This is a genomic window from Micromonospora sp. NPDC050784, assembly GCF_044456765.1.
GTDB lineage: Bacteria > Actinomycetota > Actinomycetes > Mycobacteriales > Micromonosporaceae > Micromonospora > Micromonospora foliorum.
In genome coordinates this window covers 166,259-183,823 of record NZ_JBITGG010000006.1, presented here as the reverse complement: position 1 = coordinate 183,823, position 17,565 = coordinate 166,259, and the positions used below count along the sequence as shown (strand labels likewise).

The following is a 17,565-nucleotide window of genomic DNA, read 5'->3' as shown; positions in this document are numbered from 1 at the left end:
CTCACCGGAGGTGGTGCTGGGGGGAAGCGAGGATCGCCCGCGCGACGGCGGTGATGGCCCCGTTGAACGTGGCGTCGACCTTGGCGGTCGCCGTCACACCGGCCACGCCGAGGATGAGGTTCTTCTCCCGCGTGCTCAACTTCTGGCCCACGAGCCGCAGGGAGAGCGCGTCCACGTACGCCCCGGCGGTCGCCGGCGCCTTGGCGACCAGCTTCTCCGGCGCCGTGTACGTGAAGGTGGTGCGGTAGCCGGCGAGGATCTCGCCCGCCTCGTTCCAGCCGTTGACCATGGTGCCAGCCGAGGTCCAGGCGACGTAGACGTCCGGGTAGCCGTCCGGGGTCGGGTGACCCATCGGGGACTGGCCCAGCTCGCGCATCTTGTCGTGGATCTGGCGCAGCCCCCGGGCGTACGCGGTGCGCTTGCTGTCGCCGTTGTTGTGCTTCGGCGACGCCTCGGGCGAGACGCCCAGGGTGCGGTACGTGGCGACCAGGTACTCCATCGGCCGGCGCACCTTCTGGCCCACACCGGCCCAGAACTCCGAGGAGCAGAACAGCGTCATCAGGACCGGCTTGATCATGCCCTTGTTGGTGGTGTACGTCTTGGCCAGCCGGTCCACCAGGGACTTCGGCGGGGTGTCCGAGACGAACCGGGTGGCCAGGCTCTGCGCCACGTACTTCGCGGTCGACGGGTGCGTCGCGATGTAGGTGATGTACGCGTCGATCGCTGCTTCGGCCTTCTTCGGGTCGGCCGAGTTGTTCGCGTGGGTGAAGCCGAGGATCTTCACCTTGCCGACGTAGTGCTGCTCGGGGCGGAAGACGTACTTGCCCTTGTCGTCGACGCCGCGGCCGGTCTGCAACATGGCGGCCTGCCGGACGTCCGGCTCCTTGTAGCCGCCGTCGACGCCGACCGAGTAGAGCTCGAGGTTCTCCCGGGCGAGGTTCTCGTTGATCGCGTCCTTGCGGGAGTCCTTCTGGTTCAGGTAGATCAGCAGCGCCGGGTGCTTGTTCGCGGCGACCAGCATCTCCGGGTAGCTGCCCAGCGCGTGCTTGCGCACGACGTCCTGGTCGAACGAGTTGCGGTACACCTCGCCGCCGTCGAAGTCCGCGGCGACGTGCAGGAAGTCGTTCCAGAAGTCGACCATCACCTCGAACAGCTGGCGCTTGGACCAGATCTGCCGGGCGATGGTGGCGTCGACCATCTCCCGCTCCGGCTGGGCGTCCTGCTCGTTGAGCTTGTCCCGCTGGTCGCGCAGCTGCTGCACGGAGAGCTTCTGGGTCGGCAGCTCGGCGAGCTTCAGCTCGCCCTTGGTCGGCTCCAGCTTGTCCGGGTCCAACTGCGCGCGGATCCAGGCGTCCATGCCCTCGCGCTTGATGTCGGCGATCACCGCGGGCGTCGGGCCGAAGGTGGCGCGCCGGGCCAGGTGCAGGATCGGGTCCTTGGACAGCACCGTCTTCACGGTCACCTTGGTCGCCGCCGCGGCCGCGGCCGGGCCGGAGAAGGTCCGGCCACCGGCCGGCGCGTTCTTCTTCAGCGCCTCACCGGCCCGGGAGCCCATGTAGCTCTCGTTCTGCTCGGTGTAGGTACGCACCGTGCTGGGCTGCTGGCCGCTGGGCCGCGCCGCGGTGCCGTCGGTCACCGTGCTGCCGGTCGCGTCGCCGGCCGCCGCCTCGTCGCCGAAGAGGCCACGGAACTGCGGGGTCATGGCGAGCGCCGCGCCACCGGCGACGACGGCGGCGGTGCCACCGAGGGCCACCATCGCCTTACGTCGGCCGACCTTGCGACCCGGCTCGTCGTCATCGTCGATGGTGGGCAGTCCGGTGCCGGCCGGGCGTGCCGGGGCCGGACGGCCAAGGCCCTCCGGGCCGACCCACTGCGGGCCGCGCGGGGCGGGTGCCGGCTGTCCGGCGTGTGCGTACCCGTCGGTGTACTGCTGACGCGGGTCGGCCGGCGCGGCGTAGCCGTCCTGGTGGGGGTGGGGCGAGTCGTAGCCGTAGGGCGCCGGCGTGTTGGGGTCGCCGTAGCCGTCAGCGCTGTGGTGCTGGCGTCCGTCCCAACCGCGGTCGTCCCGCGGTCGACGTGGTGGCACATTCTGGTCGGCCATGTACCAATCCCGATTTCTGATGAGCGCCGGAAGCTGCTACCGGGCAGGTGCGGCAGGTGCGGCGACTGTTGCCTGAGGGGGTTGCTACGGCAAGGTAACCAAGGCCCCAGGGCCCTTCAAGGTGGCCGGAACACACCCGAGAGGGCACTTAAGACAGCGCTCAGCGCGACCTCGGCGGCGGGCGGTGGGGCGGACCGGCCGGCAGACCTTCCCAGCAGGGCGTACGTGCGGCAGCCGAGCACGGATCGGACCACGGCGCCGTACGCGACAGTTTCGGCGTCGTTCACCACCAAAGGCAAACTTAAGGTTCAGGTAAGCCGGACATGAGACGCCCTCGCGTGGAGGAAAAGTAGCGACAGCGGGTGAGCGTGAGCCGTCACCGCAGCGGGTATGCCGCCGAACCGCTGAACGCGTGAGGGGAAGGCAGCGCCATGCTCAGCAAAGAGGATCAGCGCAGATTCGACCAGATCACCCGTCAGCTCCGGGAAAGTGACCCGGCCTTCTTCAACCGGCTGGACCACCGGGCCCGGGCCCGCAGGGGCCGCTACCTGATGTTGTTGACCATCGTGCTGTGGGCGTCGCTACCGGCGATAGCCGTGTTCGCCGGTCGACTGACCGGCGCGATCTGCGCGGTGGTGCTGGTGGCCAACGCGGCGATCATGTGGCGGTTCCGCCGCCGCTGGACGTGACTGCTCAACCGCTCGACGAGGCTGCTCAACCGGTGGGCGTGACAGCTCACCGGTCGGCCGGGCCGAACGCCCGGTACGCGCGGCGCAACCGTTCGAGCAGTCCCGGCCCACCGATGGCCGGGGCCGGCGCACCGAGCTGGCGCAGCAGCAGGTCGGTGCCGGTCACCAGTCGGGGCGGTCGATCCGGCAGCGGCACCGGCGCTGACCAGAACCGGTCCGCCGTCTCCGCCAGCGGCGTCGCCGACAGCCCGGCGAGCGCGCGGGCGGCGCCGACCGGCGCCACGACGTCCACTGTCGACACGACATCGTCCGGTTCGGACGGTGGGTCGATCGGCACGGTGGCACCGGTGGCCGCGGCGCGCCGGGCGCGGAGTTCGTCGAGCAACTCCGCGCGGGACCGACCGCGCCAGTGCAGCAGCTCGAACGGGTCCGCGTCGAACGCCTCGGCCAGCAGGTAGAACGTCGCCGCGAGGTGCTTGCACGGCACCGCGAAGTCGGGGCAGTTGCAGCGCTGGGTCAACTCGTCCACGGCGGCCGGGAAGAGCGGCGCGCCGGCGGCGGCGAACAGCTCCTCCAGCTCGTCGGGAAGGTCCCCGGCGAGCAGCCGGGCGCTGAAGAACGCCTGCCCGGCCAGCTCGGTCTCGATCCGGGACCAGAGCGCGGCCGGGAACGGCTTCAGCCCGATCGACACCTGGTAGGGCTGCGGCCGGGAGCCCTGCACCACCGCGCTCACCCGCCCGGGTGTGATGTCGAGGGTGAGCACCTGACCGGCCCGCGCGTACGACCGGCCCCGGGTCAACCGGGTGCCGAGCGCGAACGACTCCAGCACCTCCAGGAAACGCCGCGACCACCAGGACCGGCCGATGGCGCCCCGGGCGCTGCGCGCCCGCAGACCGCCGTCGACCTTACGGGGGCGCCCGTAGTCGGCGAACCGGTCGGTGCTCTGCTCGCTCACTCCACCACCGCCCCGGCCTCCAGGGCGAACAGGTCCCGCAACTGGCCGGTGGACAACTCGGTGATCCACTGCTCGCCGGTGCCGACGACCCGCTCGGCGAGGCTGCGCTTGTCGGCGATCAACGCGGCCACCTTCTCCTCGACCGTGCCGGCGCAGACGAACTTGCGCACCTGCACCCGTCGGCGCTGCCCGATCCGGAACGCCCGGTCGGTGGCCTGGTCCTCGACCGCCGGGTTCCACCACCGGTCCACATGCACCACGTGGTTCGCGGCGGTCAGGGTGAGCCCGGTGCCGCCGGCCTTGAGGGACAGGACGAACAGCGGCGGACCCTCGGCCGACTGGAAGCGCTGCACCAGGGCGTCCCGTTCGGCCTTGCCGAGGCCACCATGCAGGAACAGCACCTCCCGGCCGAACCGCGCCGACAGGTGACCACGCAACATCGCGCCGAACTCGGCGTACTGGGTGAAGAGCAGCGCCCGCTCCCCCGCCGCCAGCACCTCCTCCAGGATCTCGGTGAGCCTGGCCAGCTTGCCGGAGCGGCCCTCCAGCGGTGAGCCGTCGCGCAGCAGTTGGGCGGGGTGGTTGCAGACCTGCTTGAGCCGGGTCATGGTGGCCAGCACCAGGCCCCGTCGCTCGATGCCGTCGCTGGTCTCGATCCGGGCGAGCATGTCGTCGACCACCACCCGGTACAGCGCGGCCTGCTCGGCGGTGAGGTTGCAGAGCACCTCCATCTCCAGCTTCTCGGGCAGGTCGGAGATGATCGACGAGTCGGTCTTGAGCCGGCGCAGCACGAACGGGCCGGTGATCCGGCGCAGCCGCTCGGCGGCCTCGGCGTCGCCGTGCCGCTCGATCGGCTCGGCGAACCGCTTGCGGAACGTCGCGGCCGGCCCGAGCAGACCCGGGTTGGCGAACTGCATGATCGACCAGAGGTCGGCGAGGCGGTTCTCCACAGGCGTACCGGTCACCGCCACCCGCTGCCGGGCGGGCAGCGCGCGAACCGCCTCGGCCTGCCGGGTCGACGCGTTCTTGATCGCCTGCGCCTCGTCCACCACCACCCGGTGCCAGTCGATGCCGGCCAGGTCGGCGGCGTCGCGGGCGGCCACCGAGTAGGTGGTGAGGACCAGGTCCGCGCCGTGCGCGGCAGCGGTGAACTCCGCCCCCCGCGCCCGCTCAGCACCATGGTGTACGTGCACCCGCAGCTCGGGGGTGAACCGCGCCGCCTCCCGTTGCCAGTTGCCGACCAGCGACATCGGACAGACCAGCAGGGTCGGCCCGGCCTCCGGCGGGTCCCCCGCCAACAGCGCGAGCAGTTGCACCGTCTTGCCCAGCCCCATGTCGTCGGCGAGCACGCCGCCCAGGCCGAGTGAGCGCAGGAACGCCAGCCAGGCCAGTCCCCGCTGCTGGTACGGCCGCAGCGTCCCCTGGAAGCCCGGTGGCGGGTCCAGCGGGGTGAGCCGCCGCTCGACCGCGCCGGCGAGCAGGTCGCCCAGCGCCCCGTCGGCGGTCACCTCCAGCACCGGCAGCGCGCCGGTGGCCTCGCCGTCGGCCAGGCCGAGGCGGAGCAGATCGGCGACGGTCAACTCGCCCGCGGAACGGAGCAGGCGCAGACCGGCGGCGAGTCGCCCCGGGTCCAACTCCACCCACCGGCCGCGGAGCCGGACCAGCGGGGTCTTCATCTCGGCCAGTGCCGCCAACTCCTCGGCGGACAGCGGCTGGTCACCGAGCGCGATCTCCCAGCGGTAGTCGACCAGGGCGTCCAGACCGACACCGGCATCGGCGCCACCCACCGTGCCCGGGGCGGTGCGGCTGCGAGCCCGCAACCGGGCGCCCAGGCGCGCCGACGGACGCTGCCACCAGGACGGCAGCAGCACCCCGAAACCAGCCGCGTGCAGCACCGGGGCGCCCGCACTGAGGAACCGGTGGGCCCCCTCGACGTCGAGTTCCATCGCCTCGGGGGTGGCAGTACGCAGTGCGGCGTCCAGGTCCGGCCAGAGCCGGCTGGCCCGGCCCAACTCGGCGAGCAGCGTCTCCTGTGGACTGGTCGTACGGCCCGCCAGGCCGCCGAGCGCCCCCGGCGCCCGCCAGACCTCCCCGGCGTCGACGTGCAGGCCGGGCTCGTCCGCGGCCTGCAACCCGAACTCCAGCCGCCAACGCCCGCCACCGGCCGCCTCGACCGGCGCGCTGTCGGCGGGTGCCGGCGCACTGTCGGCGGGTGCCGCCCGGGTGGCCAGGATCGGTTCGGTGACCTCGTCGGGGGCCGGTTCCACCAGGCGGAAGCTGGCCCGCACCGGGCCGCCGGCGGCGTCGCGCTGCCACGCGTCCAGTTCGGCGGAGAGGGTGGCCAGCCCGGCCGGGTCGATGGTGAAGTCCCGCTGCGGGCCGGCGAGCGCGGCCAACCAGGCCGGTGCCGGACCGCCCGGGCGCAGTCCCCGGGCCAGCGTGGTGGTCGCCAGGGCGGCCCGCGCGGCGGCGTCGGTCAACGCGTCGAGCGCATCCGCGACCAGCGCGGCGGCGCTCACCTCACGCCCGTCCGAGGCGACGGTCGCCGCAGCGGAGGTGGCGGCGCTCCCGGTGGGCACCTGAGCAGCGGCGGCGGTGGCGGGCGGCACGACGGCGGCTCGGGCGGCGGGTGGCAGGGCCAGCGCCAGCGACCGCGCCCAGGCCGCGTCGGTGCCGGTCAGCAGCGGACGCCACACCGCCTGCGCGGCAGCGCCGGACGCCACCGGCACGTCGGCCCCGGGTGTGTGGTCGGCCGTCGTCGTGCGTACGCCTGGGAGGACGCGGCCACGGGTCACCAGGTCGGCGGCGAAGTCGGCCAGCTCGGCGAGATGCCGCAGGGTGGCCCCGGACACCGCCGGGACGTCGTCCAGGGCTTGCAGCAGCGACAGGGCGTCGTCCGGGGCGTACACCAGGATGGGGACCCGCCACCCGGCCAGGGTGAGCCGGCCGCGGGGCGCGGGTGCGACGGTGGTCCGGATCAGCTCGGGTGAGTCGGTCGGCGCGCCCGCCAGGGTGGGCAGGGTGAGCAGCGCGGTGTCCGGACGGGTCGGCTCGGCGGCGTCGGCGAGGACGGCGGCCAGGTCGGTGTGCCCGGCGGCAAAGGGGTGCGGGCGTTCCCGGGCGGGTCGGCCCGACCGCGGCGCGGGAGCCGGTGCGGTGCTGTCCTCGGCCCAGACGGCGAGGCCGCCGGTCGAGCTGTCGCCGGGCAACCACAGCCCGTGGATGACCAGCACCTGCTCCCCCTCGTCGCCGCCCGCGCCCAGGATAGGCGGCACCGCTGACCGGACCGACGCCCCCCACCTGTGCGATCTCACAGTTCGTGTCGGCGTTCTGCGAGTGGTGCCCGGTTGTTCCCCACCGAACGTGCACGATCGCGTGGCGCTGGAGAGGCTTGAGCGGCAACGGTAGCGTCGGCGTCGTGGTCGATCTGCTGGTCCTTGGCGGGCTCGGGGTGGATGTGCGGGTTCGGGTGCCCGCGCTGCCGCTACCGGCTGCCGATTCCCACACCGTCGAGCCGATCGAGCTGCGGATCGGCAACACCGGTGCGGGGGTGGCGTTGGCCGCCCGGGCGCTCGGCCTGCGGGTGCTGGTGGTCGACACCCTCGGTGCGGATCCGGCCGGTGAGCTGGTCCGGGCGGCGCTGGCCCGGGCCGACGTGCCGGCGCTGCTGGCCGAGCACCGGGGCGGCACCCGCCGATCGGTGAACCTGGTGGACCCGGGTGGGCGGCGCACGTCGCTGTACGACCCGCGCCCATGGCAGGGTGCTCCGCCGTTTCCCGCCACCGAGGTGGCCGCGCTGGTCCGCGACGCCCGGCACGTACACCTTTCGATCATGGATTGGGCGGTGCCGTTGCTGCCCGCCGTGCGGGCTGCCATTCCGGCGGGCGTGGCGCTCTCCACCGACCTGCACGACTGGGACGGCGAGAACGCCTACCATCAGCCGTTCGTCGAGGTCGCCGACGTGGTTCTGCTGAGCGGGGTGCGGTTGGGCGACCGGGCCGCGTCGCTCGCCGGCACGCTGGCGCCCCGGACGGTGGTGGTGACCCGCGGCGCGGACGGCGCCGAGCTGTACCCGGGCGACGGCACCGCGGTGCCGGTGCCACCCGCCGCACCGGGAAAGCCGGTGGTGGACAGCAACGGGGCGGGCGACGCCTTCGCGGCCGGCCTGATCGCCGGCCGGTTGCGCGGCGAGCCACTGGAGCGTGCCGCCCGGTACGCCGCGCGGGTTGCCGCTGCGGCCTGTACGCATGACGGGATGGAGTATCCGCCGGGCCTGCTGCCCACCAATTGACGGTCTGCGCCGACCCGGGGTTCAGAACGCGCCGGACTCGCCGTCGGTCAACTCGCGCAGGATGTCGGCGTGGCCCGCGTGCCGGGCCGTCTCCTCGATCATGTGCACCAGGACCCAGCGCACCGACACCTCACCGAGCTGCGGGTGTGGCACCACGTGGTCGAGGTCCGCGCTCGCGGCGACCTCCCGGGAACGGGCACAGGCCCGCTCGTACGCCTCGGTGAGCCCGGCGACGGTCTCCTGGTCGCCGAGCGTGAAACTGGCGACGGCGTCCTCCGCCGAGGTCAGGTAGACGTCGCCGGGCTCGGGGGCCAGCAGGGTCGGAAACCAGTTCCGTTCGACCAGGGTCAGGTGCTTGACCAGGCCGACGAGCGTGGTCGCCGAGGGCACCAGCCGTCGGCGGGCGTCGGCGTCGGAGAGACCGCGTAGTTTGCGCAGCAGCACGGCCCGGTGGAAGTCGAGGAACGCGGTCAGGACGGCGCGCTCGTCGCCGGTGCGGGCGAGCACCGGACCGAGCGTGGGATCGATCGTCTGCTCCATCCGCCGACCCTAGTCACCGGCTGGGTCCCCCGCTGCCCCGCTATCCGCTGCGGGCGGGCGCTACGCCGGGCAGGATGGGCGCATGGCTTCATCCGTGCAGATCCCTCTCGTCGGCGGCACGGCGGACGGGCAGACCATCACCGTCGAACTGGACAGCAACGGCCGGCCGCCGCTGACCCACCATCACCTCGGCTCCGGTGGGCTGGCCGACGCGCAGATCTACGAGTTGGAGACGGCCCGCGAGGAGGCCCGCGAGTGGCGCTACCGGTGGACCGGGCCGGCGGTGTGACCGCCCACTCAGACCCGGGTGAGGGCCTGACTGCGCAGGCTCTCCAAGACGCCACGGGTGACCTCCGAGGTGCCCCGCGCCTGATCGCACACCTCCGCCACCCGCCGTGCGGTGGCCTCGGCGCGTTGTTCCCGCTCGTCCCAGAGTCGGTCGACCTCGGCCAGCAGCGGCCCCTCGACCTCCCGCTCCACGCCACGTAGCGCCGGCACACCGAGCCGTTGGGCCAGGTCGAAGACCTTGCCGGCGTACGGCAGGGGCAGGAACGGCGTACCGACCATCGCCGCGAAGATCAGGAAGTGCAGGCGCATGCCGACGGCCAGGTCGAAGTGGCGCATCAGCCCCAGCACCTGCTGCGGGGTGTAGGTGCCGTGCAGGATTCGGCCCCGCTCGGCGGCGACCATGTGCGACAGCACCCCGTGGGAGTGCCGGATGTCGTCGCGTTCCATCGGCACGAACAGCACGTACGCGTCGATCCGGTGCACCAGGAAGTCACCGATCTGGGCCAGCAGCCGGTGGTAACCATCCACGTCGAGGCGTTCGGCGGCCCGGCCCGGCTCCCGCACGCTGATCCCGACCAACCGTTTGCCGACCGGCACACCCTCCTCGGCCAGCAGGTGGGCCGGGAACTCCTCCGGTTGCAGGAGGAACGCCGGGTCCGCGGTCACCGTGATGGGGTTGAGTAGACCGGCCTCCTCCAGCACCATCCGGGACTCCTGGTCCCGGACGGTCACCTGGGTCGCGCTGGAGAGGGTTTCCCGGACCATGCCGGTGTCCACCCCGTCGCTGAGCGGCCCGACCCCCACCGCGTACGTGATCAGTGGCAGGCCTCGCTCCTGGGCGACCCGGACCACCCGCAGGTAGCGGCGGGCCTCCCGGTCGTAGAGGATGCCGCCGCCGCCGAGGATGAGCAGGTCGAGCTGGGCCAGGACCAGGGCGGAGTCGGTACGGCTCACGCCCTCCCAGGGAACCGCTTCGACGTCCGGGTGCGCGGCCCGGGTGTGCTCCGGGTTCCGCGAGAAGACGATGATCCGGGCGTTCGGTTCCTGCGTGCGAAGATCGGTGAGCAGGCCGGTGAGGATCGCCTCGTCGCCGAGGTTTCGTCCACCGTACGAGCCGAGCACACCGATGGTCAGTCCGGCGCCATGCGTCATCCGTCGCTCCTCCCCAGGTGCGGTCCGCGCCGGTTTCCCGCTGGGCAGGTGAACAGTCCTGCCGAGGGGACCCGTCCCTGGGGGTCGCCGGCGGGTCAGCTCGCCGGGGTGAGGCGCTTCGCCATCTGCTGCGAGGTGACCTCGAAGCCCAGACTGCGGTAGAGGCCGATCGCCACGGTGTTCGTACCGAAGACGTTCAGCCCCAACTCGGGCACGCCGAGGTGGGCGAGTTCGGCCTCGATGAGCTGAATAATCCGGCGCGCGTACCCGCGTCCCCGGTGCTCCTCGTGCACCTCGATGTTGTGGATCCAGGCCTGGTCCGGGGCGGAGGCCGTGGGCAGGGTCACCCAGATCCAGCCGACCTCGGTGTCGCCGACCCGGCCCATGCGCAGCAGCGCCCCCTCGGTGTCCACCCCCGCCGGCAGCGACTCCCGGATCTGGGTGACCGACCGCTCGAGGGCCGCCTCCGGGGTCATCCGCCGGTGCGCCACCAGGTCCTCGGCGTACCCCTGCTCCAGTGACCCCAGCAGGCGGTCCAGCTCCGGTGCGGTCATCGGCTTCAGCGTCAACTCCACCGCGTCTCCCCCTTCGTCGTCGGCAGCGGGTAGTGCAGCAGAACCGGCCCGGACACGCCAATGGTTTCCACGCCGGGGCGGACGGCTCGGCTACCCGCTGCCCGTGGCTGACGGTGACCCTGATCAGGGCACCGTGGGTGCCGACTCCAGTTGGTGCGCCAATTGGGCCAGATCGGGCAGGCGCAGGTCGCCGTCGAGCCCTTTGAGCGCGGCGGTCATCGCCCCGGCCGCCCGCCCGGCCCGCAGACCGACCTCGGCGTCCTCGACGACCAGGCAACGCCCCACGGGTACGCCCAGCAGCGCCGCGCCCCGCAGATATCCCTCCGGGTCCGGCTTGCCGACGCTGACGTCCTCCACCGTGACCAGCACCGGTGCCTTGATGCCGGCGGCGTCGAGCCGGGCCTCGGCGAGCCGCCTGTCGGCGCTGGTCACCACCGCCCAGGGCAACCCCAACCGGCCCAGCGCGTTCAGCAGCTCGTGCGCCCCCGGGGTGGCCGTCACGTCGGACAGGTCGTCGTACTGCAACGCCAACTGCCGGGCCGCGGCAGCGGCGACCGCCGCCTCGTCCAGCTCGGGCAGCAGCCGGCGGATGGTCCGGTCGGCCGGGCTGCCGTGCGCGATCGCCAACGCCGACGCCGGGTCGACGGCGTACTCGGCGGCCCACCGCTCCCAGGCCCGCTCGACGGCGGCGTCGGAGTCGACAAGGGTGCCGTCCATGTCGAACAGCACCGCGCCAATGCCTGCCAGTTCCATGACCACGCTCCCCGAGTCGCCGCCCCACCCTCCCCCACCTCGCAAGGTCCGCGCAACTTCGGTGATCCTGCTGTCTCGTCGCCTGGTGAGGCAGCAGGATCAGTGAAGTTGCGCGGATCATGGCGGCCCGCCGGGTCGGCAGGCCGTTGAGGATCGCGGGGATCGGACCTGGCGGTCGGAGCGAGGCGTCCGATGACCGCCAGACAGGACGTCGGCACGGCCACATGATCGTTCGCATGACGACGACACTCAACGACAAGGTCGCCCTGGTGACCGGGGGCTCCCGGGGCATCGGAGCCGGCATCGCCCTGCGCCTGGCACAGGACGGGGCCGACGTGGCGCTGACCTACCGGCAGGACGCCGAGCGGGCTGCGATGGTGGTGAAGCAGATCGAGGCGCTGGGCCGGAGGGCGCTGGCGATCCAGGCGGATGGCGCCGACCCGGCCGCCGTGCAGGGCGCGGTCGACCGGGCGGCCGCCGAACTTGGTCGGCTGGACATTCTGGTGAACAACGCCGCGGTGTTCCTGGTCGGCGCCGTGGACGAACTCGGCCCGGCGGAGCTGGAGCAGACCATCGCGGTCAACGTCCGGGCACCGTACGTCGCCGCGCGGGCGGCCCTGCGGCACCTGGGCGACGGCGGACGGATCATCAGCATCGGCAGCAACGTCGGTGAACGGGCGGTCTTTCCCGGGCTGACGCTCTACGCGATGAGCAAGACCGCCCTGGTCGGGCTGACCCGGGGCCTGGCCCGTGAGCTGGGCCCACGGGCCATCACCGTCAACCTGGTCAACCCCGGGCCGACGGACACCGACGCCAACCCGGCGGACGGACCGAACGCGGCGGCGATCAGCGGATTCACCGCCGTCGGCCGGTACGCTCGCCCCGCCGACATCGCGGCCACCGTCGCGCACCTGGCCAGCCCCGAGGCCGGCTACGTGACCGGCGCGGTGGTCAACGTGGACGGCGGCTTCACCAGCTGAGGAGCCCGGGCGGCGTCGCCGCGCCATCCGGTGCCGCCCGGCCCCTCAACCATCTCACGGGCGGGAGGCGTTTCTCCTGTGCGAGGGGGTGGGCATGGTCGAGTCGTTCCACGAGTTCGTGGTGCATCGTTCGCCGGCGCTGTGCCGGACCGCGTACCTGCTCACCGGTGATCACCAGCTTGCCGAGGATCTGGTGCAGACCGCCCTCGCCCGGACCTATCGGCACTGGCGGCGCGTCCGCGACGGCAACCCGGAGGCGTACGTTCGGCGGGTCATGTACCACCAGCAGATCTCCTGGTGGCGGCGCCGTCGGCTGGTCGAGCGGCTGGAGCCGGCGCCCACCGAACGGGCCGACGTGGATCACAGCGAGGCCACCACGCTGCGGTTGACCCTGAACGCGGCGCTGCGCGAGCTCAGCCCCCGTCAGCGAGCGGTGATCGTGCTGCGCTACTACGAGGACCTGACCGAGGCCCAGGTCGCCGAGGCGCTGGGCTGCTCGATCGGCACCGTGAAGCGACACGGCCACGACGGGCTGCGCCGGTTGCGAGCCGTCGCTCCGGAGTTGGTGCAGGACACCCCGGAGAGGAGCACCCGATGACCGTCCGACTCCGCGACGCGCTGCGGTCCACTGCCGAGGACGTGCGCACCTACCCCGTGTACGAGCGCGCTCTCGCCACCGCCCGTCGTTCCCGCCGCCGCCGGTTGGCCGCCGCTGCCGGGGCGGTGGTGCTGCTCGCGCTGGCCGGGGTGGCGGTGCCGCTGACCCGTACCCCTGCCCTCGACCCCGCCGCCGCGGACGCCGCGCTGCCCGACCGGCTCGGCCTGCCACCGATCGGCGCACTGCACGTCACCGACCGTCCCCGGCTCGGGTCCGCCTCGGTCATCTTCAGCGGCCCCGCGCCACGCCTGCGCGGCTGGTTCGACACGAGCATCGTCGGGCTGGTCGGCGGGGACTCCGACCGCTATCGGATCGTGCGCGCGGGTGGGGACGCGGCGGCCGGCGAGTCAATCCACCTCTCCCCCGACGGCCGGCACCTCGCCCGACCCGACGGCGACCAGGGCGAACCCGGCGTCGACGTCGTCGACCTGGTCACGGGCCGGACCCGGCACCTGACGTCGAGCGTCACCAACACCGTGGCGAGCACGCCGGTCGGCTGGTTCGCCGACAGCGCGTCGCTGGTCGTCCGGGACGAGGTGCCGGTCGCCTTCGACGGAGCCACCTACACGTCGGTGCTGAGCATCGCCCCGCTGGAGGGTGGGCGCTGGACCACGTTGGCGTCCGGCGCGCAGGAGGCGCGCTTCGGATCGACCGTCGCCGCCGCCCCCGGCCGACTCGCCTACCAGTACGGCCACACCGTCGCGGTGGTCGACGTGCAGGGTCGGGAACTCTCGTCGTTCCTCCTGCCCGACGAATCCTGGCTGGCCGGCAAGGGTGCCTGGAGCCCCGACGGCACCACGCTGACGCTGGCCACCCGACGGCCGGCCACCGGCGACTGGACACTGCGCCAGGTCGACCCCCGTACCGGGCGCGACGGTGAGCCACTACGCCTGCCCGCCGTGACGGGGATGGTCTCCGTCCGGCTGCTCGGCTGGACACCGGACGGCTCGGCGCTGGTGGCCGCCCATCAGCAGGACGGTGACGCGCCCGAGCGTCCGCTGGAGGAGCAGACCGGGCCGCCCGCGACCGCAGAGCAGGCGAGCAGCGTACGGGTGCTGTCGCTCACGCCCGGTGCCACCGCGCCACGGACCGTGCTGACCGCGCCCGCCCAGGTAAACGCGGTCGACGTCGCCGATCAGGTGATCCGCGGCGGACGGGTCCGCGACGCGCAGCCACCGGGCGGGGTGGGCGGGCGGTTCTGGCTCTGGACGGCACTGGTGACGGTGCTCGTCGCCGGGGCGGTCCTCTACGGCACCCGCGGACGGACCCGGCGGTGGCTCGACGATCGGCGGGCGTCCGCCACCGACTACTGAGCGGCGTCCGGATCCAACACCGGGCGTACCGCGTCAACGAACAAGATCCGGCGATTCGTCCGTACCTCGATCGCCGCGAGCCAGCGCTCCCGGTGCCGGTCCCGCAGCGGCGCGCTCCCGTCGCCCGGCTCGTCACCGAACCGGCGCTGGTCGGCGTACTCCGCGGTGAGGCTGGTCAACACGGCCCGGCCGGCCGCCGCGACCTCCGTCGGGCCCTCCAGCAACACCAGGTTGTACGCCTCGTCCACGGCGCGCATCGCCGCGTACGCCTCGTCGTAGCCGGGCACCGGCTCACTCCCGCCGACGTCCAGCCACCGTCGGTCCAACTGCCGGTACGCCTGGTCGCAGGCGCTCAGGAACCGGACGTACGCGTCCCGCCGCAGCTCGTGCCGACGAGTGGCCCGGCGCTCGACGCTCTCCTGCCGGGCGACGGTGAGCTGGTGGGCCAGTTGCCGACGGGTGCTGAGCGCGCCGACCAGCCCGGTCAGGGCGGCGGCGGCCAGAGTGGACAGAGAGGTGATGAGCGCGACGGCGACGGTGTCCTGCACCCGCCCATCATGGCGTTACCGGTTCGGTCCCGCCCACTGGGCGCTGACGCCTCCCCTGGTTCACATGATCAAGTGATGAGAAATAGGCACCGGGCGCCTTGCTGACCTACTTTTCATCACCTGATCACGTCAGACTCCGCAGGCTCGCAACCGGCTGATCAGGACGGTCGGTCCCGGCCCCTATCTCGCGGCAGTTGGGCGTGACACACTTCGAAAATGAGCGAGCCACCGACGCCTGACTCTGTTATTGAATGGTTTTTGGGGCTATTGTTCGGCTCCCCTTCCTTGGTGGTCTCAACATTTCTGGTAGTGAGCACCCTGTGGGCCTGGTGGAGTTTCGGGCGAGATGCGGTAGGTGTGACCTCAGTCTTGCTGGACCGGTCGCACGACCAGTTCAGGCTCGGGTCGTTCAAGGTGCAGGCCACGCTGCGGATGGCGGTGGCCTGGAGCATTCTTTACCTGGTGGCCTCGTTCGTTACCCAGATTTGGGCCGGCTCTCAGTTCTCGCCGGACCAGGGAGGCGGGCTCAGGGAACTCCTGCAGTGGTCGGGCATTTTCGGACTCATTGCGGTCGCCGGCTGCCTGTACCTTGTTCCGTCGCGAGCGCCGAAGCATGGGGATCAACACTGGGCACCGCTACTCGGTGTTTTCGGTGGATATCTCCTCGGCCTCGTGTGGGCCGTGCTGGCCTTTACTCAGAAGGGCGGGCCAGACCCGGGGGACTGGTGGGTCTGCCCCGCGCTGAGCTGCGTGGGCGTCCTCGGGTCCGCTCTGCGGATGAGGAAGAAGTCGGTTCAGTCGTGGAGGGATCACCAACCGGCCTGAGCGAGCTGGTGTTTCAGGCCAACTCCGGCGTGAAGCTGGGCTTCCCATTCCACCGGCTGGTGGCCACGGTGACCACGAGATGGCGGCCGGCCGGAACGTCGACCTCCTGTTCTCCTGCCTGGAGGTGGCCCTGCTGCAACTGACAACGGATGCGATGAAGGCCCGGCGTGACCAGGCGAGTGACGCTCTCGCCGCCGCCGAGATCTCCCACGTGGTCGGAGTCGATCCACACCGCCAATGGCACCCATTTCCCTTGCACCCGTGCCACTCTCCGGACCTCAAGCCGCGCTTGACCGCCGGGCGACACCACACCGCAGTTGGGGCATTTTGGCGCGCTATCCGCCACTCTGTGGCTACATTCACGACACGACACCAGCGCCATTTCTGGAACCCTCTCTCCATGCCGGTCCGCTCGGGTATCGCTAGGTTCGGTCCCACCAGAGCCTGTCTTTCTACCGTACGGGCCTCACCGAGGATTCTTCGTGTCAGATTGCCGCCAAGGCTCTGGCCATAGTCGGATCTGGCAGCGCGGGCCACACCCGAGCCCGCTACCGATTCGCGGGTGTCCCGCCGGGCCAGACAGACCTCGCCGGCTCGCTGTGCAAGGCCGACTGAGACGACAAAAAGGGCCGCCGGCATCCGGCGGCCCTCGTCACTTGCTGGTCAACGTGTGGGCGCGGCAGGTTTCGAACCTGCGACCCCTCGCTTGTAAGGCGAGTGCTCTCCCACTGAGCTACGCGCCCGGATCGCCCTGTGGCGGGCCGGTGGCTGGCAAGCTTACCTGCCCGCCACCGACCCGGGCGCACGGCGTACCCCGGTCAGGTGGTCGCTTCGGCGATGGCCTTGCGCCAGCCCTGCTGGTCGCGGGCCTCGCCCGGGCCGTTCATCTCGGCGAACCGGACCACGCCGGTCCTGTCGATGACGAAGGTGCCCCGGTTGGCGAAGCCGGCCACGTCGTTGAAGACGCCGTACGCCTGGGCGACGGCGCCGTGCGGCCAGAAGTCGGCCAGCATGGGGAACTGGTAGCCCTCACGGTCGGCCCAGATCTTGTGGCTGTAGGCCGAGTCGACGCTGATGGTCAGCACCTGGACGTCGTCGTTCACGTAGTCGCCGAGGTTGTCGCGCACCTCGCCCAACTCGCCCTGGCAGGTGCCGGTGAAGGCGAGCGGGTAGAAGACCAGCAGCACGGTGCGCCTGCCCCGGAAGTCCGAGAGTCGGACCTCCTGGTTGTTCTGGTCCTTGAGTACGAAGTCCGGCGCTTCGGTACCAACCTCGATGGGCATGCGAACTCTCCTCGCGTCGAGCCGGGTGAACGGCGCAGCCTGCAACCCGGCGGTGGGCGGACCGTCGGGCGAGCGGAGCGGCGCTGGCTACTTCTTGGCCTTGGCCCCTCGACGCAGCACCAGACGTGCGCCGCTCCAGTCCCGGCCGGCGTTGACGGTCGAGGTCTGCTGAAGGCCGGCGGTGGGCGCGGACTCCGCGACCTCGCTCGGCTCGACGTGCCCCTCGCGCCCCGCCTTCGGGGTGAGCAGCCACACGACGCCGTTGTCGGCCAGCGGGCCGAGGGCATCGACGAGCAGCTCGAAGAGGTCACCGTCGCCGTCGCGGTACCACACCAGCACGGCGTCGACCACCTCGTCGGTGTCCTCGTCGACCAGATCTCCACAGCGGTCGGTCAGGGCGTCTCGGAGATCCTGGTCGACGTCGTCGTCGTACCCCATCTCCATGACGACCATCCCCGGTTCGATCCCGAACCGGTCCGCCAGGCTGCGTACCCCGTCGGCGGCCTGACCAGCGGTCGCGCTCACTGTCGCGTGCCTCCTCATCTCGTCCCTGCTCGCGGCGTCGGCGACGCCGTCAGGCAAAGTCCACACAGTTGTGCGTCTGCGCGCAAGTG

At 72.0% G+C, this 17,565-nt stretch carries 18 protein-coding genes and 1 tRNA gene; 7 read left to right on the top strand and 12 right to left on the bottom strand.

Going from position 1 to position 17,565, the window contains the following annotated elements; translation table 11 throughout:
* Position 1: 1 nt before the first annotated feature.
* The gene (locus ACIBD9_RS10680; RefSeq protein ID WP_396716461.1) at positions 2-2,101 is read right to left on the bottom strand and encodes a DUF1800 domain-containing protein; all 2,100 of its coding nucleotides are present in this window, start codon (positions 2,099-2,101) and stop codon (positions 2-4) included.
* 431 nt (positions 2,102-2,532) lie between these two features.
* On the opposite strand from ACIBD9_RS10680, the gene ACIBD9_RS10675 reads away from it, so the two are divergent.
* Positions 2,533-2,790 carry a DUF3040 domain-containing protein gene (locus tag ACIBD9_RS10675; protein ID WP_091409372.1) on the top strand — a complete coding sequence of 86 codons (258 nt, stop codon included), beginning with the start codon at positions 2,533-2,535 and terminating at the stop codon, positions 2,788-2,790.
* 46 nt (positions 2,791-2,836) lie between these two features.
* Here the strand turns inward: ACIBD9_RS10675 and ACIBD9_RS10670 are convergent, their stop codons facing one another.
* Together ACIBD9_RS10670 and ACIBD9_RS10665 are read right to left on the bottom strand one after the other, a co-directional pair.
* A complete protein-coding gene (locus ACIBD9_RS10670; RefSeq protein WP_396716459.1) occupies positions 2,837-3,745 on the bottom strand; it encodes an SWIM zinc finger family protein in 909 nt (302 codons plus the stop codon).
* Positions 3,742-6,978 carry an SNF2-related protein gene (locus tag ACIBD9_RS10665; RefSeq protein ID WP_396716695.1) on the bottom strand — a complete coding sequence of 1,079 codons (3,237 nt, stop codon included), beginning with the start codon at positions 6,976-6,978 and terminating at the stop codon, positions 3,742-3,744. Before ACIBD9_RS10665 ends, ACIBD9_RS10670 begins: the two co-directional genes overlap by 4 nt.
* Positions 6,979-7,163: 185 nt before the next feature.
* Between ACIBD9_RS10665 and ACIBD9_RS10660 the strand changes: the two genes are divergently transcribed.
* Positions 7,164-8,036, top strand: a complete 873-nt coding sequence (locus ACIBD9_RS10660) for a carbohydrate kinase family protein (protein WP_396716457.1) — start codon at positions 7,164-7,166, stop codon at positions 8,034-8,036.
* Between the two features lie 21 nt (positions 8,037-8,057).
* On the opposite strand, the gene ACIBD9_RS10655 is transcribed toward ACIBD9_RS10660, so the two are convergent.
* The gene (locus tag ACIBD9_RS10655) at positions 8,058-8,576 is read right to left on the bottom strand and encodes a DinB family protein (RefSeq protein WP_396716455.1); all 519 of its coding nucleotides are present in this window, start codon (positions 8,574-8,576) and stop codon (positions 8,058-8,060) included.
* Between the two features lie 82 nt (positions 8,577-8,658).
* On the opposite strand from ACIBD9_RS10655, the gene ACIBD9_RS10650 reads away from it, so the two are divergent.
* The gene (locus ACIBD9_RS10650; RefSeq protein WP_238657264.1) at positions 8,659-8,865 is read left to right on the top strand and encodes a hypothetical protein; all 207 of its coding nucleotides are present in this window, start codon (positions 8,659-8,661) and stop codon (positions 8,863-8,865) included.
* 8 nt (positions 8,866-8,873) lie between these two features.
* Here the strand turns inward: ACIBD9_RS10650 and ACIBD9_RS10645 are convergent, their stop codons facing one another.
* From ACIBD9_RS10645 to ACIBD9_RS10635, 3 genes are all read right to left on the bottom strand, one after another.
* Positions 8,874-10,016 carry a polysaccharide pyruvyl transferase family protein gene (locus ACIBD9_RS10645; protein ID WP_396716453.1) on the bottom strand — a complete coding sequence of 381 codons (1,143 nt, stop codon included), beginning with the start codon at positions 10,014-10,016 and terminating at the stop codon, positions 8,874-8,876.
* A 95-nt stretch (positions 10,017-10,111) separates the two neighbouring features.
* Positions 10,112-10,591 carry a GNAT family N-acetyltransferase gene (locus ACIBD9_RS10640; RefSeq protein ID WP_396716451.1) on the bottom strand — a complete coding sequence of 160 codons (480 nt, stop codon included), beginning with the start codon at positions 10,589-10,591 and terminating at the stop codon, positions 10,112-10,114.
* A gap of 123 nt (positions 10,592-10,714) precedes the next feature.
* Positions 10,715-11,344 (bottom strand): HAD-IA family hydrolase, encoded by a 630-nt coding sequence (locus tag ACIBD9_RS10635; RefSeq protein WP_396716449.1) that lies wholly within the window; start codon positions 11,342-11,344, stop codon positions 10,715-10,717.
* 236 nt (positions 11,345-11,580) lie between these two features.
* Between ACIBD9_RS10635 and ACIBD9_RS10630 the strand changes: the two genes are divergently transcribed.
* From ACIBD9_RS10630 to ACIBD9_RS10620, 3 genes are all read left to right on the top strand, one after another.
* Positions 11,581-12,324, top strand: coding sequence for an SDR family NAD(P)-dependent oxidoreductase (locus tag ACIBD9_RS10630; protein WP_396716447.1), 744 nt, complete (start codon positions 11,581-11,583; stop codon positions 12,322-12,324).
* A 94-nt stretch (positions 12,325-12,418) separates the two neighbouring features.
* A complete protein-coding gene (locus tag ACIBD9_RS10625) occupies positions 12,419-12,922 on the top strand; it encodes a SigE family RNA polymerase sigma factor (protein WP_396716445.1) in 504 nt (167 codons plus the stop codon).
* Complete coding sequence (locus tag ACIBD9_RS10620; RefSeq protein WP_396716443.1) at positions 12,919-14,295, top strand: hypothetical protein; 1,377 nt, start codon at positions 12,919-12,921, stop codon at positions 14,293-14,295. The genes ACIBD9_RS10625 and ACIBD9_RS10620 overlap by 4 nt, the downstream gene beginning before the upstream one ends.
* On the opposite strand, the gene ACIBD9_RS10615 is transcribed toward ACIBD9_RS10620, so the two are convergent.
* Entirely contained in the window at positions 14,289-14,843 is a 555-nt protein-coding gene (locus ACIBD9_RS10615; protein ID WP_396716441.1) for a hypothetical protein, read from the bottom strand. The two genes, ACIBD9_RS10620 and ACIBD9_RS10615, sit on opposite strands and share 7 nt — an antisense overlap.
* 216 nt (positions 14,844-15,059) lie before the next feature.
* On the opposite strand from ACIBD9_RS10615, the gene ACIBD9_RS10610 reads away from it, so the two are divergent.
* A complete protein-coding gene (locus ACIBD9_RS10610) occupies positions 15,060-15,668 on the top strand; it encodes a hypothetical protein (protein ID WP_396716439.1) in 609 nt (202 codons plus the stop codon).
* A gap of 13 nt (positions 15,669-15,681) precedes the next feature.
* Here the strand turns inward: ACIBD9_RS10610 and ACIBD9_RS10605 are convergent, their stop codons facing one another.
* The 4 genes from ACIBD9_RS10605 to ACIBD9_RS10590 form a co-directional block, all read right to left on the bottom strand.
* Positions 15,682-15,936 (bottom strand): hypothetical protein, encoded by a 255-nt coding sequence (locus tag ACIBD9_RS10605; RefSeq protein WP_396716437.1) that lies wholly within the window; start codon positions 15,934-15,936, stop codon positions 15,682-15,684.
* 403 nt (positions 15,937-16,339) lie between these two features.
* Positions 16,340-16,411 (bottom strand) — tRNA-Val (locus ACIBD9_RS10600).
* Positions 16,412-16,486: 75 nt separating this feature from the next.
* Complete coding sequence (locus tag ACIBD9_RS10595; RefSeq protein ID WP_238657275.1) at positions 16,487-16,951, bottom strand: peroxiredoxin; 465 nt, start codon at positions 16,949-16,951, stop codon at positions 16,487-16,489.
* A gap of 87 nt (positions 16,952-17,038) precedes the next feature.
* Positions 17,039-17,476: a DUF3052 domain-containing protein gene (locus ACIBD9_RS10590; RefSeq protein ID WP_030330240.1), complete on the bottom strand. Its 438-nt coding sequence runs from the start codon at positions 17,474-17,476 to the stop codon at positions 17,039-17,041.
* Between the last annotated feature and the right edge of the window lie 89 nt (positions 17,477-17,565).

What these genes read in the sequence shown, in the direction of transcription:
- ACIBD9_RS10680 (WP_396716461.1), bottom strand. Translation starts at nt 2,101, where the DNA reads ATGGCCGACCAGAATGTGCCACCACGTCGACCGCGGGACGACCGCGGT.
- ACIBD9_RS10675 (WP_091409372.1), top strand. Translation starts at nt 2,533, where the DNA reads ATGCTCAGCAAAGAGGATCAGCGCAGATTCGACCAGATCACCCGTCAG.
- ACIBD9_RS10655 (WP_396716455.1), bottom strand. Translation starts at nt 8,576, where the DNA reads ATGGAGCAGACGATCGATCCCACGCTCGGTCCGGTGCTCGCCCGCACC.
- ACIBD9_RS10650 (WP_238657264.1), top strand. Translation starts at nt 8,659, where the DNA reads ATGGCTTCATCCGTGCAGATCCCTCTCGTCGGCGGCACGGCGGACGGG.
- ACIBD9_RS10645 (WP_396716453.1), bottom strand. Translation starts at nt 10,016, where the DNA reads ATGACGCATGGCGCCGGACTGACCATCGGTGTGCTCGGCTCGTACGGT.
- ACIBD9_RS10635 (WP_396716449.1), bottom strand. Translation starts at nt 11,344, where the DNA reads ATGGAACTGGCAGGCATTGGCGCGGTGCTGTTCGACATGGACGGCACC.
- ACIBD9_RS10630 (WP_396716447.1), top strand. Translation starts at nt 11,581, where the DNA reads ATGACGACGACACTCAACGACAAGGTCGCCCTGGTGACCGGGGGCTCC.
- ACIBD9_RS10625 (WP_396716445.1), top strand. Translation starts at nt 12,419, where the DNA reads ATGGTCGAGTCGTTCCACGAGTTCGTGGTGCATCGTTCGCCGGCGCTG.
- ACIBD9_RS10620 (WP_396716443.1), top strand. Translation starts at nt 12,919, where the DNA reads ATGACCGTCCGACTCCGCGACGCGCTGCGGTCCACTGCCGAGGACGTG.
- ACIBD9_RS10610 (WP_396716439.1), top strand. Translation starts at nt 15,060, where the DNA reads ATGAGCGAGCCACCGACGCCTGACTCTGTTATTGAATGGTTTTTGGGG.
- ACIBD9_RS10595 (WP_238657275.1), bottom strand. Translation starts at nt 16,951, where the DNA reads ATGCCCATCGAGGTTGGTACCGAAGCGCCGGACTTCGTACTCAAGGAC.